Origin of the sequence: Sporosarcina ureilytica (assembly GCF_001753205.1) — a bacterium.
Classification (GTDB): domain Bacteria; phylum Bacillota; class Bacilli; order Bacillales_A; family Planococcaceae; genus Sporosarcina; species Sporosarcina ureilytica.
Genome location: NZ_CP017560.1, coordinates 1,215,529 through 1,231,567, shown reverse-complemented (window position 1 = coordinate 1,231,567; position 16,039 = coordinate 1,215,529). Strand labels below are relative to the sequence as shown.

General features: G+C 38.9%; 15 protein-coding genes and 1 other annotated feature. Of the genes, 6 read left to right on the top strand and 9 right to left on the bottom strand.

The window, feature by feature from the left end:
* Positions 1–160 precede the first annotated feature (160 nt).
* Positions 161–376 carry a DeoR family transcriptional regulator gene (locus tag BI350_RS06295; RefSeq protein ID WP_075527317.1) on the top strand — a complete coding sequence of 72 codons (216 nt, stop codon included), beginning with the start codon at positions 161–163 and terminating at the stop codon, positions 374–376.
* Between the two features lie 64 nt (positions 377–440).
* Here BI350_RS06295 and BI350_RS06290 read toward each other — a convergent pair whose 3' ends face one another.
* Both BI350_RS06290 and BI350_RS06285 read right to left on the bottom strand, forming a co-directional pair.
* A complete protein-coding gene (locus tag BI350_RS06290; protein WP_075527316.1) occupies positions 441–1,160 on the bottom strand; it encodes a pseudouridine synthase in 720 nt (239 codons plus the stop codon).
* Between the two features lie 12 nt (positions 1,161–1,172).
* Entirely contained in the window at positions 1,173–2,783 is a 1,611-nt protein-coding gene (locus BI350_RS06285; protein ID WP_075527315.1) for a putative polysaccharide biosynthesis protein, read from the bottom strand.
* A 238-nt stretch (positions 2,784–3,021) separates the two neighbouring features.
* On the opposite strand from BI350_RS06285, the gene BI350_RS06280 reads away from it, so the two are divergent.
* Positions 3,022–4,290 carry a BaiN/RdsA family NAD(P)/FAD-dependent oxidoreductase gene (locus BI350_RS06280; RefSeq protein WP_075527314.1) on the top strand — a complete coding sequence of 423 codons (1,269 nt, stop codon included), beginning with the start codon at positions 3,022–3,024 and terminating at the stop codon, positions 4,288–4,290.
* Positions 4,291–4,345: 55 nt separating this feature from the next.
* Here BI350_RS06280 and leuS read toward each other — a convergent pair whose 3' ends face one another.
* From leuS to BI350_RS06260, 4 genes are all read right to left on the bottom strand, one after another.
* Positions 4,346–6,760 (bottom strand): leucine--tRNA ligase, encoded by a 2,415-nt coding sequence (gene leuS / locus BI350_RS06275; protein ID WP_075527313.1) that lies wholly within the window; start codon positions 6,758–6,760, stop codon positions 4,346–4,348.
* Between the two features lie 47 nt (positions 6,761–6,807).
* Positions 6,808–7,027: a binding site (T-box leader), on the bottom strand.
* A 44-nt stretch (positions 7,028–7,071) separates the two neighbouring features.
* Positions 7,072–7,734 (bottom strand): 3-oxoacid CoA-transferase subunit B, encoded by a 663-nt coding sequence (locus BI350_RS06270; RefSeq protein ID WP_075529267.1) that lies wholly within the window; start codon positions 7,732–7,734, stop codon positions 7,072–7,074.
* Positions 7,735–7,757: 23 nt separating this feature from the next.
* A complete protein-coding gene (locus tag BI350_RS06265; protein WP_075527312.1) occupies positions 7,758–8,444 on the bottom strand; it encodes a CoA transferase subunit A in 687 nt (228 codons plus the stop codon).
* Between the two features lie 684 nt (positions 8,445–9,128).
* Positions 9,129–10,313, bottom strand: coding sequence for an MDR family MFS transporter (locus BI350_RS06260; RefSeq protein WP_075527311.1), 1,185 nt, complete (start codon positions 10,311–10,313; stop codon positions 9,129–9,131).
* Between the two features lie 140 nt (positions 10,314–10,453).
* Here BI350_RS06260 and mnmL point away from each other — a divergent pair, with 140 nt between their 5' ends.
* Complete coding sequence (gene mnmL, locus BI350_RS06255; protein WP_425423242.1) at positions 10,454–11,413, top strand: tRNA modification radical SAM protein MnmL/YtqA; 960 nt, start codon at positions 10,454–10,456, stop codon at positions 11,411–11,413.
* Positions 11,410–12,006, top strand: coding sequence for a tRNA 5-(aminomethyl)-2-thiouridylate-methyltransferase MnmM (gene mnmM, locus BI350_RS06250; protein ID WP_082294975.1), 597 nt, complete (start codon positions 11,410–11,412; stop codon positions 12,004–12,006). The genes mnmL and mnmM overlap by 4 nt, the downstream gene beginning before the upstream one ends.
* Before the next feature lie 57 nt (positions 12,007–12,063).
* Here the strand turns inward: mnmM and BI350_RS06245 are convergent, their stop codons facing one another.
* The 3 genes from BI350_RS06245 to BI350_RS06235 form a co-directional block, all read right to left on the bottom strand.
* Positions 12,064–12,795, bottom strand: coding sequence for an SDR family NAD(P)-dependent oxidoreductase (locus BI350_RS06245; protein ID WP_245698307.1), 732 nt, complete (start codon positions 12,793–12,795; stop codon positions 12,064–12,066).
* Entirely contained in the window at positions 12,792–13,337 is a 546-nt protein-coding gene (locus tag BI350_RS06240) for a DUF4825 domain-containing protein (RefSeq protein WP_075527308.1), read from the bottom strand. The genes BI350_RS06245 and BI350_RS06240 overlap by 4 nt, the downstream gene beginning before the upstream one ends.
* Before the next feature lie 278 nt (positions 13,338–13,615).
* The gene (locus BI350_RS06235) at positions 13,616–14,158 is read right to left on the bottom strand and encodes a 3D domain-containing protein (protein WP_075527307.1); all 543 of its coding nucleotides are present in this window, start codon (positions 14,156–14,158) and stop codon (positions 13,616–13,618) included.
* A 235-nt stretch (positions 14,159–14,393) separates the two neighbouring features.
* On the opposite strand from BI350_RS06235, the gene BI350_RS06230 reads away from it, so the two are divergent.
* Both BI350_RS06230 and BI350_RS06225 read left to right on the top strand, forming a co-directional pair.
* Entirely contained in the window at positions 14,394–14,918 is a 525-nt protein-coding gene (locus BI350_RS06230; RefSeq protein ID WP_075527306.1) for a GNAT family N-acetyltransferase, read from the top strand.
* Between the two features lie 3 nt (positions 14,919–14,921).
* Positions 14,922–16,028, top strand: coding sequence for an RtcB family protein (locus BI350_RS06225; protein ID WP_211117175.1), 1,107 nt, complete (start codon positions 14,922–14,924; stop codon positions 16,026–16,028).
* The last annotated feature ends 11 nt before the right edge of the window (positions 16,029–16,039 follow it).

Here is a 16,039-nt window from a genome sequence, read left to right as displayed (position 1 = left end):
AATAAAATAGAGTCAAAATGTCAGTTGACTTTCAAAAGGAGTACTTGCTATTCATAGGAAGGATGTGCGGCTCTTAAAAATTTCAACATGTTTAACAGACCATTCACTAGTCTCATGCTTTTCGCTTTGGAAATATGATGATAAAGGAGTGATTTAACAGTTGAAAGAAGCTACAGAACGTATGCTTACCCGCATTAAAGACGTCTACATGTACATCCTTGACAATGGCACAGTAACGACACAAAATGTAGTCGACGAATTTGACATCACTCCTCGCACGGCACAGAGGGACTTAAACGTTTTAGTATACAACGAACTTGTTACAAGCCCCGTGCGCGGTAAATGGACAACGACATCAAAGAAAGTTATTTCATAGTTTAACAATTTTGTTTACCTATATGAAAACAAGGCTGAATCTACTATTGAGATTCAGCCTTGTTTTATTCTTCTGCAATATCCTCAAGCAAATGAAGTTCCTCTGCTGTTAATTCGCGATAACTACCTAACGGAATCGTTTCATCTAATTGTAAAGGGCCCATTGAAAGCCTTTTTAAATAAACAACCTTTTTATCAACCGCTTCAAACATCCGCTTCACTTGATGAAATTTACCTTCCGTAATCGTCAGTTCAATTTCTGATACTGTATCTGATTTTAATATTTTTAATTCGCCTGGTTTTGTTTCATAGCCATCATCTAATGTCACGCCGTCTGAAAAAGCTTGAATATCCTCTTCAGTCACAATGCCTGCTACGTGTGCATAATACGTTTTCGGTACATTTTTTCTGGGTGACAATAAATTGTGCGCTAACTTTCCATTGTTTGAGATTAATAAAAACCCTTCAGTATCTTTATCTAAGCGTCCAACCGGAAAAGGGCTGAAATGTCGATGTTCATCGCTGAGTAAATCAATTACTGTTTTCTCTCTCAAATCTTCCGTTGCTGAAAGTACACCTTGCTTTTTATTCATCATTAAATAGATAAACTCTCGATAAATGACAGGTTCCCCATAACAAGTGACAATATCTTCAGTTGTATCAATATGAATATTTGGCTTTTTTGCCACTTGATCATTGACACGAACTGCACCATTTTTCAATAACTGCTTCACTTCTTTTCGTGATCCAAACCCCATATTTGCTAATAATTTATCTAACCGCAATGCAATCACCACCTACAATCCGAGTTTATTTGTAATTCTTGTTAATCGTTCACCGAAAAGCTTTTGTGCCAAACCTGTTTTGAGTGATAAATATCCGTAAACGATCACGCCTACCCCCGCACAAATGAGGATATATAACAATGCCTGCATCTTGCCGTCTACGGGGTTTACCGCATTTAATCCTTTTAATGTAAAGAAAACAGCGATAAACATGACGACATTCAAAATCCCGATGAGAATTAATCTTCTAAACACCAATTTTGAATGATAGTGAAGCGTCTTTGTAATAATAAATATGTTTAGGCCAACTGCAACTGAATAGCCAATCGCCGTCGCAATGATTGCCCCATTCGTTTCAAATAATTTTATCAAAGGAATGTTTAACATTAATTTTAATAATAAGCCGAATAAAGACGTAAATACAATCCACTTATGGCGGTCAATTCCCTGTAAAATAGCGGCAGTTACCGTGTATAATCCAAAGAGAATGGCAACGGGCGCATAACTCGCGAGTATTGCGGCCCCGACATCGCTTTTGCTGTATAAAAGCTGATATAACTCATCAGATAGTACAGCCAATCCAATGACCATTGGAACTGTTAAATACATCATAATTTGGTACGTTTGGTCCAATGAACGAGTAATTCCGATTTGGTTTTTCTTCGTATAATCTGCTGTAATTACCGGGATTAATGCCATGGAGAAGCCAGTCGCAACCATTACGGGAATCATAACAAATTTATGTGTCAAAAGGTTTAACATACCTAAATAAGTATCAGATACTGCTGCAAGCCCAATTGATTTCATCGCACTGTTAAATGTAATCATATCTACAAATTGGTAAAGTGGATTGATTACACCGACTAATACAAAAGGAATAATATACGTGAAAACTTCTGCATACATATCTTTAATCGTTACGTCACTCGCTGGTGGACTTTTCGCTAATAAATAATCAAATTCTGGTTTATATTTTCTCCAATAAAAATACAATACCCCGAGACTAGCAATCGCACCAATCGCTGCAGCAAAAACCGCAAAATTCACGGCCACTTTAGGGGATTCATGTAAGAAATTCACGACGATAAATCCACCTATTAAGACAACCGCAATACGGACAATTTGCTCGACCAGTTGAGAAACGGCGGTCGGCTCCATTTTATTATAACCTTGCAAAAATCCGCGAACAATGCTCATCATCGGAACAACAAGAAGTGCATAACTGACCCAACGAATCACACTGGCAATTTCTTCAACTGTGAAAATCTGCTCATCATCTGTACGAACAAGATGGGCAATTGGCTCAGCCAAAAAGAATAATATTAAAAAAGATACAATCCCCGAAAGGATCATGATGCCCATACTACCTCTTAATATTTTACGACCCGTCGCATAATCGCCGAGGGCATTGTATTTTGACACGAATTTAGAAATCGCGAGCGGCGCACCGGAAATCGCAATAGACAAAGCAATGTTATAAGGGATATAAGCATATTGGTATAATCCAATATTTTCTTCCCCAACAATTGCATAAAAAGGAATGAGGTAAAATAGACCGAGCGCTTTCGAAAGAAACAGCCCAATCGTTAAAATGGCGGTACCTTTAAGAAGTTTTGACGACATAATTAATCCTTCCATTCTCTAAAATCTATCTAATAGTTTACCCTTGACGACCACATTACACAATCATTAACATTGAATGATGTATAATAAGACATGCCAAAGGAAGCGCTTTGGTGCGACAAGCTTAATGAAAAAGTCTATGCTTCCTAACGCAATGAAAAATTCTTGTTTTATAAATATATGAAATCTACTCAAACTATATATTATACAACATTCTACGAAAGTGTGGTTCAATTTAATGTATGACGTAATTATTATTGGTGCAGGCCCGTCTGGTTTGATGGCTTCCATTGCGGCTGCAGAAAACGGAAGCAAAGTACTGCTCCTTGAAAAAGGGAAAAAACCAGGAAATAAACTGGCGATTTCTGGTGGAGGCCGCTGTAACGTAACAAATCGTCTTCCTCAAGAAGAGATTATTAAGAATATCCCGGGAAATGGTCGTTTTTTATATGGTCCGTTTTCCGTATTTAATAATGAAGATATTATTCATTTCTTTGAAAACTTAGGTGTTCCCCTTAAAGAAGAGGATCATGGAAGGATGTTTCCGGTTTCAAATAAAGCAAAAGATGTTGTGAATGCATTATTAGAAGAAATGAAACGACTCAATGTAGACTTAAAATTAGAAACAAAAGTTGCAAAATTGTTAATGGATGACGAAAAGATTCTCGGTGTTCGTCTCGATAATGGCGAAGAAATTCGTGCCCATGCGGTTGTTTTAGCAGTTGGTGGAAAAGCAGTCCCGCAAACTGGGAGCACTGGGGATGGATATCCTTGGGCGGAACGGGCAGGTCACACAATTACAACGCTGTATCCGACTGAAGTTCCTTTACTATCAAGTGAACCATTTATCATTTCCAAAGAGCTTCAAGGGCTTGCACTTCGAGATGCGGCCGTATCCGTTTTAAACGCGAAAGGAAAAACACTCGTTACGCATACGATGGATATGCTTTTCACTCACTTCGGATTAAGTGGTCCCGCAATTTTGCGATGCAGTCAATTTGTCGTCAAAGAACGGATGAAAAACGGCAACAAACCAGTAACAATGAATATCGATACACTTCCTTCACAAAACGAAGAAGAAGTATTCCAGCTAATCAACAGAACGGTTAAGGAAGATGCTAAAAAACAAGTGAATAATTCTTTAAAAGGCATTGTGCCTGAGAAATGGCTACATTTTTTATTAGAGCGAGCGACGATTGACCCAACTGAAACTGGCGCCACCTTATCTGCTGAAAAGTTACGGGCACTCGCTCATTTACTTAAATCCTTTACGTTGGAAGTGAATGGCACGCAACCTATCGAAAGGGCCTTCGTAACAGGAGGTGGCGTTTCAACCAAAGAAATCGTTCCAAAAACAATGGCTTCCAAAAAGAAAGACGGTCTCTATTTTTGCGGCGAAATCTTAGATGTCCATGGCTATACAGGAGGCTATAATATTACATCCGCACTTGTCACAGGTAGAATTGCAGGGATGAGCGCCGGTCATTATGCCACGCTTTTTGTCTAATCATCACGCAAAAAAACGCGTATCCTTCATTGGATACGCGTTTTTCATTTTACAATTATGGTGCGACGATATTCACAAGTCTCCCTGGAATACCAATAATCTTCTTCACTTCTTTTCCAGCTAAAAACTCGTTCACTTTCTCGTCTTCTAGCGCGATTTGTTCGAGTTCTTCTTTCGTGCTGTCTTTCGCAACTTCAATACGTGCACGTACTCTTCCGTTAATTTGAACAGCGATTTCTACGGTATCGTCTACTAATTTAGATTCATCATAAGTTGGCCACTCTTCATACGTAATTGTATCCGTATGGCCAAGTTTCTCCCATAACTCTTCCGCAAGATGCGGTGTAATCGGAGAAATTAACTTCACAAATCCTTCAGCATAAGCAGTTGGTACTTGATCCGCTTTATAACATTCATTAATGAATACCATCATTTGAGAAATCGCTGTATTATTGTGCATTGCTTCATAATCATTCGTTACTTTTTTCACCGTCTGATGATACACTTTTTCAAGTGCTCCGCCCGGCTCCCCACTAATTTTCTCGCTAAGTGTGCCATCTTCATTCATAAACAAGCGCCAAATACGGTCTAAGAAACGTCTTGCACCGTCAAGTCCATTTGTTGACCAAGCTTTTGATGCGTCAAGCGGTCCCATGAACATTTCGTATAGGCGAAGTGTATCTGCACCGTGTGAATGAACGATATCATCAGGGTTAATAACATTTCCAATTGACTTGGACATTTTCTCGTTACCTTCACCTAAAATCATACCTTGGTTAAACAACTTTTGGAAAGGTTCTTTTGTTTCAACGACGCCAATATCATATAGCACTTTATGCCAGAAGCGTGCGTACAATAAGTGAAGAACCGCGTGTTCTGCTCCCCCGACATAAATGTCAACAGGTAACCAACGTTTCGCTAGTTCTGGGTCAATGAGCATTTCGTCGTTATTTGGATCGATATAACGTAAGTAATACCAGCAGCTTCCCGCCCATTGCGGCATTGTATTCGTTTCACGGCGACCTTTCATGCCAGTCTTCGGATCAACAACATTTACCCAGTCGTCGATATTGGCAAGTGGTGATTCACCCGTTCCACTCGGTTTAATATTGGATGTTTTCGGTAACTCTAACGGCAACTCAGACTCGTCCAACGCTGTCATTGTACCATCTTCCCAATGAATAATCGGGATTGGTTCTCCCCAATAACGTTGTCTTGAAAATAGCCAGTCACGTAAACGGTAAGAAATTTTCTTTTCACCTTTACCTTGTTCTACAAACCAGGCAATTGCTTTTTCAATTGCTTCTTCTTTTTGAAGTCCGTTTAAGAAATCCGAATTAATATGTGGTCCATCTCCAACATACGCTTCTTTTGTTATCTCTCCACCTTCAACGACTTCAACAATCGGTAAATCAAACTTCGTTGCAAACTCATAGTCACGCTCGTCATGTGCAGGAACTGCCATAATTGCGCCTGTCCCGTAAGACACAAGTACATAGTCAGCAATCCAAATTGGCATCTTTTCGCCACTAGCCGGATTAATCGCATAAGCACCTGTAAATACGCCTGTCTTTTCATCCGCTAAATCCGTACGTTCTAAATCGCTCTTTAGTTTTACTTCTTGCAAATAAGCTTCGACTGCTTCTTTTTGCTCTTCTGTCGTAATTTCTGCGACCAATTTATGTTCAGGTGCTAATACCGCGTACGTTGCACCAAAGATTGTATCTGGACGCGTTGTAAATGCTTTGAAACTTTTATCTGTTCCTTCAATTTCAAATGTTAATTCAGCACCTTCAGAACGCCCAATCCAATTACGCTGCATATCTTTCAAACTTTCAGGCCAATCAAGATCATCTAAATCCTCAAGAAGTCTATCGGCATACTCTGTTATGCGAAGTACCCACTGACGCATTGGACGACGTTCTACTGGATGTCCGCCACGCTCAGATAGTCCATCGATAATTTCTTCATTCGCAAGAACCGTACCTAAAGCAGGGCACCAGTTTACATCGACTTCGTCTACATATGCCAAACCTTTTTTATACAATTGAATAAAAATCCATTGTGTCCATTTATAATAAGATGGATCGGTTGTATTAATTTCACGATCCCAGTCATATGAAAAGCCTAAGTCCTTCATTTGACGCTTAAATGTTGCAATGTTCTTCGCTGTAAATTCAGCAGGGTCATTACCGGTATCGAGTGCATATTGTTCAGCAGGTAAACCAAAAGCATCCCAGCCCATTGGATGAAGGACGTTATACCCTTGTTTCCGTTTGAATGAACTTAAAATATCTGTCGCAATATAACCAAGTGGATGACCAACATGTAGCCCAGCACCAGACGGATACGGGAACATATCAAGCGCATAGAATTTTGGTTTCGACGGATCATTCGTCATTTTATACGTTTTATTTTCTTCCCAATACTGTTGCCACTTCTTCTCGATTTGATCGTGATTGTAACTCATTAGTGATTAATTCCTCCTTAAAATAAAAAATCCCGTCCCTAAAAAATAGAAGGGACGAGATTTTTTTACAAACTCCCGCGATACCACCCAAATTGACGATAAATCGTCCAACTTGTCTCCTTAACGCGGATAACGGCATAAATTACTAAATTTCACTTATGCATGCTCTAAGGCGAGTTCGTCTATTTGTCCACTATCGACTCCCACCAACCGCCGACTCTCTGAAAGTGTTCGTTACAGATTACTATTCCTCTTCAAAGCAAACAATATACATTTGCTCTTATTTTACCCGAATAAACGAAATTTAACAACTACAACTGAACATTTTCGACAACATTTTCAACATTTAACTCCGCTTCAGTCGAGTTGACTACATCTTGTACAGTAAATCCTTCAAATACTTCTTTTAATTTCAAACCTTGAGGTGTTACTTCGATAGCAGCTCGTTCTGTAATAATTTTATGCACAACGCCTTTTCCAGTAAGCGGGAGTGTACATTCTTTTTTAATTTTAGCAGAGCCGTCTTTTGCAACATGATCCATAATGACAATAATTTTCTTAGCACCGTGGACGAGATCCATCGCACCGCCCATTCCTTTAATCATCTTTCCAGGGATCATCCAGTTCGCCAAGTCTCCATTTTCGGAAACTTCCATTCCACCTAAAATCGCCACGTCAATATGTCCGCCGCGAATCATTCCGAATGATTCAGCACTTGTAAAGTAAGCAGAACCTGGAATCGCAGTAACCGTTTCTTTACCTGCATTAATCAAATCAGGATCTACATTTTCTTCTGTAGGATAAGGTCCAATTCCGAGCAATCCATTTTCTGATTGTAAAACAACTGTTTTATCATCAGAAATATAGTTCGCGACTAACGTTGGCATCCCGATACCAAGGTTTACGTAATCCCCATCAGCAATTTCCTTTTCTGCGCGCTTCGCAATTCGTTCTCTATAATTAATTTTCCCCATATTCACCATTCCCCTTCCTCCGTTTATCGTGTCGTTAAACGTTCAATGCGCTTTTCCGCTTTCGATTGCAGCAGCCCCTGCACATAGATACTTGGCGTATGAATTGTTGCAGGGTCCAAATCACCCGTTTCTACAACCTCTTCCACTTCTGCAATTGTTACTTTCCCAGCAGCGGCCATCATCGGATTGAAGTTTTGTGCCGTTTTATTGTAAATTAAGTTTCCAAACTTATCAGCTTTTTCCGCTTTCACAAGTGAAAAGTCTGCATGCAAAGCTTTCTCCAGCACATATTCTTTCCCGTCAAACTCCCGTACCTCCTTGCCTTCCGCAACAGTTGTCCCAACGCCTGCCGGAGTGAAAAATGCCGGAATGCCCGCCCCTCCCGCGCGAATCCTTTCAGCTAGTGTACCTTGCGGCGTCAATTCAACTTCAATTTCTCCCGAAAGCACCTGACGTTCAAACTCTTTATTTTCCCCAACATATGATCCAATCATTTTCTTGATTTGTTTATTTTTTAATAGAAGTCCGAGCCCCCACTCGTCAACACCACAGTTATTCGAAATAATCGTTAAATCTTTTACACCTTTTTCAACTAGCGCCAAAATTAGTTGCTCTGGAATCCCAACAAGTCCGAACCCGCCAACCATAAGTGTCGCGCCATTCTCTATATTTGCAACCGCTTCCTTTGCTGAACTATAAATAGGTTTCATGCTTACTTCCCCCTTCTGTAAATTTATTCCCTCTCTTCCATTAAATCAAAATTCTCCCAATCTTGCAATCAAGCGGATGAAAATATTCAATAACCTATCGTATTGTGCTCATTTTCGATAAAATGCTTCTCTTTTCTTTTTGATCTATCACAAGTAAAGTGCAACTTTCCTTGGATAGTACATAATGCTTTTGGGAAAGTACGAAACGTTTATGGAAAAGTTTGCAACGCCCGCGAAGGTTCGCAACGCTTTGGGAGAGGTACTAAACGTTTACAGAAATGTATGCAACGCTCCTGGAAAAGTTTGCAACGTTCGCGAAAGTTCGCAACACTTTGGGAGAAGTTTAAAACGTTTACGGAAATGTATGCAACGCTACTGGAAAAGTTTGCAACGTTCCCTCTGGCAAAATAGTTAGATCCCAAATAAAAAAGCAAGTAGATTTTATAGATCTACTTGCTAAGTGAATCACTTTTTTTTCACAGCTAGAACAAATGCGACCAAAGCAAACCCAGAAATGATTGAAACGGGAACACCATACCCTAACATATACGAAGGAATATAATTAGAATTTAAGATGTAAATTAATGCGCCTATACTAATAATAAATATTGTTAATGTGAAAACTGAGATTCGATCCAACATATCCACCCCATTTTGATTTCATCACCATTATTAAGCCAATACTTATTCGCTTTTCATAGAATACCCTGTCTTCTTCATCGGCTTATCATATACAAGCGTTGTAATAATCGCCAAACTCATTAACGCTGTTAAAATGAAAATCATCACCCTCATGTCGTAAATATCAACCAAGATCCCACCTGCTACAGGTCCTATCATTCGGCCAATTGTCGCGGATGAATTCACGATTCCTTGGTAAAAACCTTCCCTGCCCCGTGGTGCTAACTGATTCGCAATTGTTGGAATCGCAGGCCAGACAAACATTTCTCCAAACGTAACAATCACCATTGCAGCAACAAACATTTTAAATGAATCAGCATATGCAACGACTGTAAATGAGATAATAAAGATAAATATTCCAATTAACATCTGCGTTTTAATTTTGTGTTCTAACCGTTTAATAATCGGTCGAATAATCGGTTGTCCAAGAACAATCAGTAATCCATTTATCGTCCAAATTAAACTATATTGTCTTAATGAAACGCCGAGATCTAAAGCAAATGTCGAAATTGTAGTTGACCATTGCGAATAAATAATCCAAGTAAGTAAATATCCGCCTGTAATAATAAGCAATGCATAGAATGGTGCCTTGTCTGTAATTGCCTTCTGTTCTTTTAACACATTCGTCTGTAAATCCGGTGCTGTTTCCATATTTTTATAACCAAAAAAAGCAAATAAAAAGAAAATCACATAGAAAAATAAGTTCGCAGAAAAGATATAATGAATATTGACTGAAGCAACAAGTCCCGCCAAAGAAGGACCAATTGCAACACCGACATTTTGTGATAAATATAATGTATTGAACGCTTTTCGTCCACCGTCTGGCCATACGGAACCAATCATCGCATACATACTCGGAAAAATGATTCCGCCGCTAAATCCTAATACCATTAAAAACCAAACATAACTCGGCCAATCATTCCAAAACACGAGACAAATTAAGGCGAGTATAGATAGCCCAATGCCTCCTAAAATGGATTTATAGCCGCCGATACGGTCGAATAAAAAACCACCTAGTAAATTTCCAATAACGCCTGCTCCTTGGTTAGCCATAAGAACAAATCCGGCTACAGTGAGCGATTTCCCTAAATAATCATGAATATATATTGTGTTTAAAGGCCATAGAAATGAATTTCCCGTCACATTGACGAGCATCCCTATCACTAATAGCCATACTGCTCTCGGCATTTCCATCCCTCTTTTCCAATCAAATAATATATTAAATTTTAGTCTTATCTTTCCAAATGAACAAGCACTATTTACATTAGTTCACAATCGTAATTTAATCCTCAAACATGCTATACTTTGATGGTAGAGGAGTGAAGAAAGTGGATAATAATAAATTCCCTTTTCCGACAGAAGGAAAACGATACTATACATGGTCACGTCATTTAAAAGATCAATTTGGTTTTAAAGTATTTAAAGTTGCCCTAGATGCTGGGTTCGATTGTCCCAATCGTGATGGCACCGTAGCGTACGGGGGCTGTACATTTTGTAGTGTAGCTGGCTCTGGGGATTTCGCTGGAGATCGAGTTGACCCAATTGACGTGCAATTTTCCGAGATTAAAGCGAAGATGCACCGTAAATGGAAAGATGGTAAACCAATGGCCTATTTCCAAGCTTATACAAATACGCATGCCCCATTACATGTTTTAAAAGAAAAGTTCGAGGCTGCCCTTGCTCAAGAAGGCGTTATCGGACTTTCTATTGCAACACGTCCAGATTGTTTGCCTGATGATGTTGTTGAGTATTTAGCCGAGTTAAACGAGCGGACTTATTTATGGGTGGAGCTAGGTCTTCAAACAGTCCATGAAAAAACGGCTCAACTTGTGAATCGAGCCCATGATTATGCAACCTATGTAGAAGGCGTTAATAAACTTCGCAAGCACAATATTCGTGTCTGCACACATATTATCAACGGGATGCCCGGGGAAGATTATGACATGATGATGGAAACCGCACGTGAGGTCGCAAAGCTAGATGTACAAGGCATTAAAATCCATCTCCTACATTTACTAAAGGGTACACCAATGGTTAAACAATATGAAAAAGGAAAACTACGCTTTTTAGAAAAGGATGAATACATTAGCCTTGTAGTTGACCAACTTGAAATTTTACCGCCCCATATGATTATCCATCGTATTACCGGAGATGGCCCAATCGAATTAATGATTGGCCCGATGTGGAGCGTTACAAAGTGGGAAGTTTTAAATGGCATCGACCAAGAATTAATACGCCGCAATAGTTGGCAAGGAAAGTATTATGAGAAAGTAGTTGAAACACTTTGAGTCAAATTATACTTCACCGTGTCCTACCACTTTCAAAAAGGCTAATTGAACAAACTGTGTTGCCTGGCGAAACAGTTGTTGATGCAACAGCAGGAAATGGAAATGACACGAAGTTTTTAGCAGAACTCGTTGGCGAAGAGGGTCATGTCTTTGCTTTTGACATTCAGCGGCAGGCACTTGATTCGACAGCGGAACGTTTACAAGAGCTAACAGAACGCGTGACACTTGTATTAGACAGTCACGCGAACGCTGAAAAATATATACAGACCCCGATTGGCGGTGCGATGTTTAACTTAGGCTACTTGCCGTATAGTGACGATTTATCCATCATTACAAAACCTGATTCTACAATCGAAGCAATTCATAAATTACTTGGTCTCTTGAAAAAGGACGGGATGATTACAATCGCTGTTTATGATGGACACGAAGGTGGAAAAGAAGAACGAGAGGCACTCCTTCAATATGTCACAAAACTCCATCAAGCTGATGTTCACGTCGCAAAATACGAATTGCTCAATCAATTAAATAATCCGCCATTTTTACTTGCGATTGAAAAATTACGTGATTTTGAAGAACCGAGAATGCTAGATTAACTGATAAACAAAAACGAGTCTTTCCCAATGTAATATAGGAAAGACTCGTTTATTTACTTAGTAATGACGAATATCCGCAATTGGCCCAGTTGTTTTAAAATCAGCTTTTTCCAAAAAGCTGATTAAGTTACGTGCCGTCTCCTCTGCACTACTTAACAACCCTTGTTCTTTATACTCAACAAACCTATTTAGTAACGGAAAAGACGCTTCACTGCTATGTCGAATCGTCTCTTGCATGCCCGTATCAATAATCCCCGGTGCAATAGACACGATTTCCACAGGATTAGTAGCACGCTCTTGCTCAACAGCAATCACGCGGGAAAAATGATCAAGTCCCGCCTTTGTCGTACAATAAGCGCCCCATCCTTCATACGGTTTCCGTCCAGCCCCTGAAGAAATGTTCATAATCTTTTTAGCGCCACTAAAAGCTTCTAATTCCCGGATAAACGTATTACATAAAATCATGGGTGCAGTTAGATTGATGGATATAGCATTGGATACTTCTGCACTATTTACTGTTCCGATTAATCCAATTGGTTCTACGGTTCCCGCATTATTAATTAAAGTAAACGATGTGGCTTCCACAATATGCTCACGAATAATCGCTGTTAAAACCCCTTCTAACTTTTCTGTTTCTGCAAGGTCGACCGTTACAAAATGCCTCGCTTTAGCTGGCATAGTTCTCGCTAACCCGATTACTTTCTTCCCTTTTTCCTGTAATTGTTTTAATACTGATAAACCAATTCCTTTTGATGCACCTGTTACAATAACAATTTCTATTTTCCTCACTCCTCTTCCGTATATGCAAGAAACCATGCTGTGAGGTCTTCATTCAGCTGACTTTGTACTTTCTCTCTAAACACTTCAGGGTCCTTAAAATCTACTAAAGTAGTCCCAAACCATTTTTCCACCCGGTCTCTTGAAACATTATACGTTTTATCATTAAATTTCATATTGATCTGTTGTAAGTTTTCTATAAGCGCAAACATTGCCGTTGAATTATAAATCATACCTTGTTGTGCTTGGCGCTCAATTTCTGTTGAATTAATATCATAATTCACTAGAAGAGATAAGGCATCCGAATCAAGTTCTATCGTGCCTATATATTGATTGAGTGGCAATTCATTCAATAAATTTATTACATTCGATGCATCCCCCATATACAGTGATTCAAATTGGGTCACCTTTTCAAATTCATGTGTGATAGCATCTTGCTGTAATTTCTCCTCCCCAATTTTCACTTTGCTTGGTACTTCAAAAAATTGAATCCATATGAACAAAGGAATCCCGATAATTAAAATCGCAATCATAACTTTCCTTCGATTATCCATCCGTTCCCCCACTCTCATTTCAACTTGCATTTCTCTAGATTTCTAGCTTTTAATAATTGTAACATTTCGATTACTGGAATGAAATCATATTTTTATCACATTTTTTAATTTAGGTCTTATACTTTGCAACACATACCGACTTTTGTCATTTCCCTCCCCCAATATTAGGTCTAACTTATGTTGATTCGTAAATCAACATAGGACAATAATAACAATCCTTTACTAAAAAACTTAATACAAAAAACCGCCAATCATTAAGATTAGCGGCTTATATTCATTCAATCTAGTATTTGTACTTTCACTTCTTTACGTCCCCATTGAAAAGCCTCTTTTTTCGTCGGGAAAAATACATCGATAGTATTTCCTTTGATTGCACTTCCGATATCTCCAGCGACCGCATAGCCATAACCTTCAACAAAGACCTTAGAGCCAAGTGGTATCACTTTCGGATCGACCGCGATGACTTTTTGATTTGGATTTTTTCGTAGGTTAATTCCTGTTTTTGTAATGCCAATACATCCATTACAGTAAGCTGTGTAGGCCGTTGATTTCATTGTCAATTCTTTCTTCACTTGCTTTGATGCTGTTTTCGTTTTTGATATTTTATTTCCAACGATTAACGTTTGATTTGGAAAAATGATATTACCGCTTAAATTGTTCCAAGTTTTTAAGTTTGATACACTAGTGTTATAGAGTAAGGATATCCGATATAAGTTATCACCTGATTTTACAGTATATTTTGGCGAAGATGCATAGCTCTCTTTCACGCCAAATCCAAATATGAAAAGACCTGTTAGAAATGCAATACTAAATTTTTTCAACTTCTCATCCCCTTGTTCATCATTGCGCTTGGTGATTCCGGTAGCTGCCATTAACTATTTAACTTTGAGTCTTTCTGCTATCTGTTTATAAGCATTACGACTCTTATCAACAGATACCTATTCCAACCGCGCTTAACTAAACCTAGTTTATCTGTTGAACATTACAGAAGAATGACAAAGAAAATTCGATTACATTACAGAACGACGCCACATTATTACAAAAGAGGTGTATATGATGGATACTCTTACAATTCGTCAAGCTACTAAAAAGGATATCCACAAAGTGCAAGACGTCCTTATAACAAGTCAGCAGTTTACATATAAAAACATATTTTCTGAATCAAACATCCAGAAAATTATTCATCGCTATTACAATCTGGATAGACTATCGGAAGAGATTGCGTGCATTAACGCCAAATGGCACGGCTACATCGTCGCCGAAGAACAAGGAAATATTATTGGTGTGATTGGCGGTGGGATGAGGGATGAAACAGATGGAGAGGTCTATGTGTTGTACTTGCATCCTAAGGAGCGAGGTAAAGGAGTTGGCACACGGCTGCTCAATCACTTTACTAAAATCCAAAAATATACTTACGGAGCTGAAGAGCAATGGGTTGCTGTCGCAAAAGGAAATGATTACGGGATTCCTTTTTACGAAGCACGAGGATTTACATTTCAATACGAAAGCCAATCGTATGCAGCATTAGATAAGAATGATATCTCTTTATGGTATAAAAGAAAAATTATAAAAGGAGTATGAAAATTGATAGAAATTAAAGGTCGATATAACGAAGCGGTTGTTTTTACAGATGTGATTGAGGATACTGCAAAACAGCAAGTATATGACTTATGTAATCTAGAATTTCTCCAAGACTCGAAAATTCGAATGATGCCTGATTTACATGCCGGTAAAGGATGCACCGTTGGGACAACGATGACAATTACAGATAAAGTAGTCCCTAATTTTGTTGGCGTTGATTTAGGTTGCGGAATGATTTGCGTGAAAATTGACGTTCAGAAAAAAGATATCGACTTTCATAAACTCGATCAAGTGATTAGAAGAAATGTACCAAGCGGCATGAAGATTCGCAGAAAGGCTCATCGCAATGCGAATCAGATTCCTTTTAATGAAATCCTGGCGCCTATAAATGAAGGAAGAGCTAAAAACAGCGTCGGTACATTAGGTGGTGGGAATCACTTTATCGAGATAAACGAAGATTCAAAAGGTAATATTTATCTTGTGATTCATTCAGGCAGTCGTAATCCTGGCAAACAAATCTCGGACCATTATCAAGACTTGGCGATTGAGCAATTAGATTCACGACCAGACCGTGAAAACTTAGATAGAAATACTGCTTATTTAGAAGGCGAGCAAATGCAAAATTATTTACATGACGTTGGTATAGCCCAGCAATACGCCGCAGTCAATCGTCAAACGATGGCAGAAGTGATTATGAGAGGGATGGACTGGAACGAAATCAGTACGTTTGATACGATTCACAATTACGTTGACTTAGACAATATGATTTTAAGAAAAGGTGCAATTTCTGCTCAGAAAGATGAAATCGTCATTATTCCGATGAATATGCGCGACGGCTCGCTCATTTGCCGCGGGAAAGGAAATCCAGATTGGAACTATTCCGGTCCGCACGGTGCTGGCCGAACAATGAGCCGGACTCAAGCTAGAAGACAAGTGAAACTTGCAGAATTTGAAGATGCCATGGCAGATGTTTGGAGCACGTCCGTCACAAAGTCAACAATCGATGAATCTCCATTCGCTTATAAAAAAATGGATGATATCGTCCGTCATATTGGCGATTCCGTTGAAGTATTGGAAATTATTAAGCCTTTATACAATTATAAAGCCTAAAGGTGGGATGA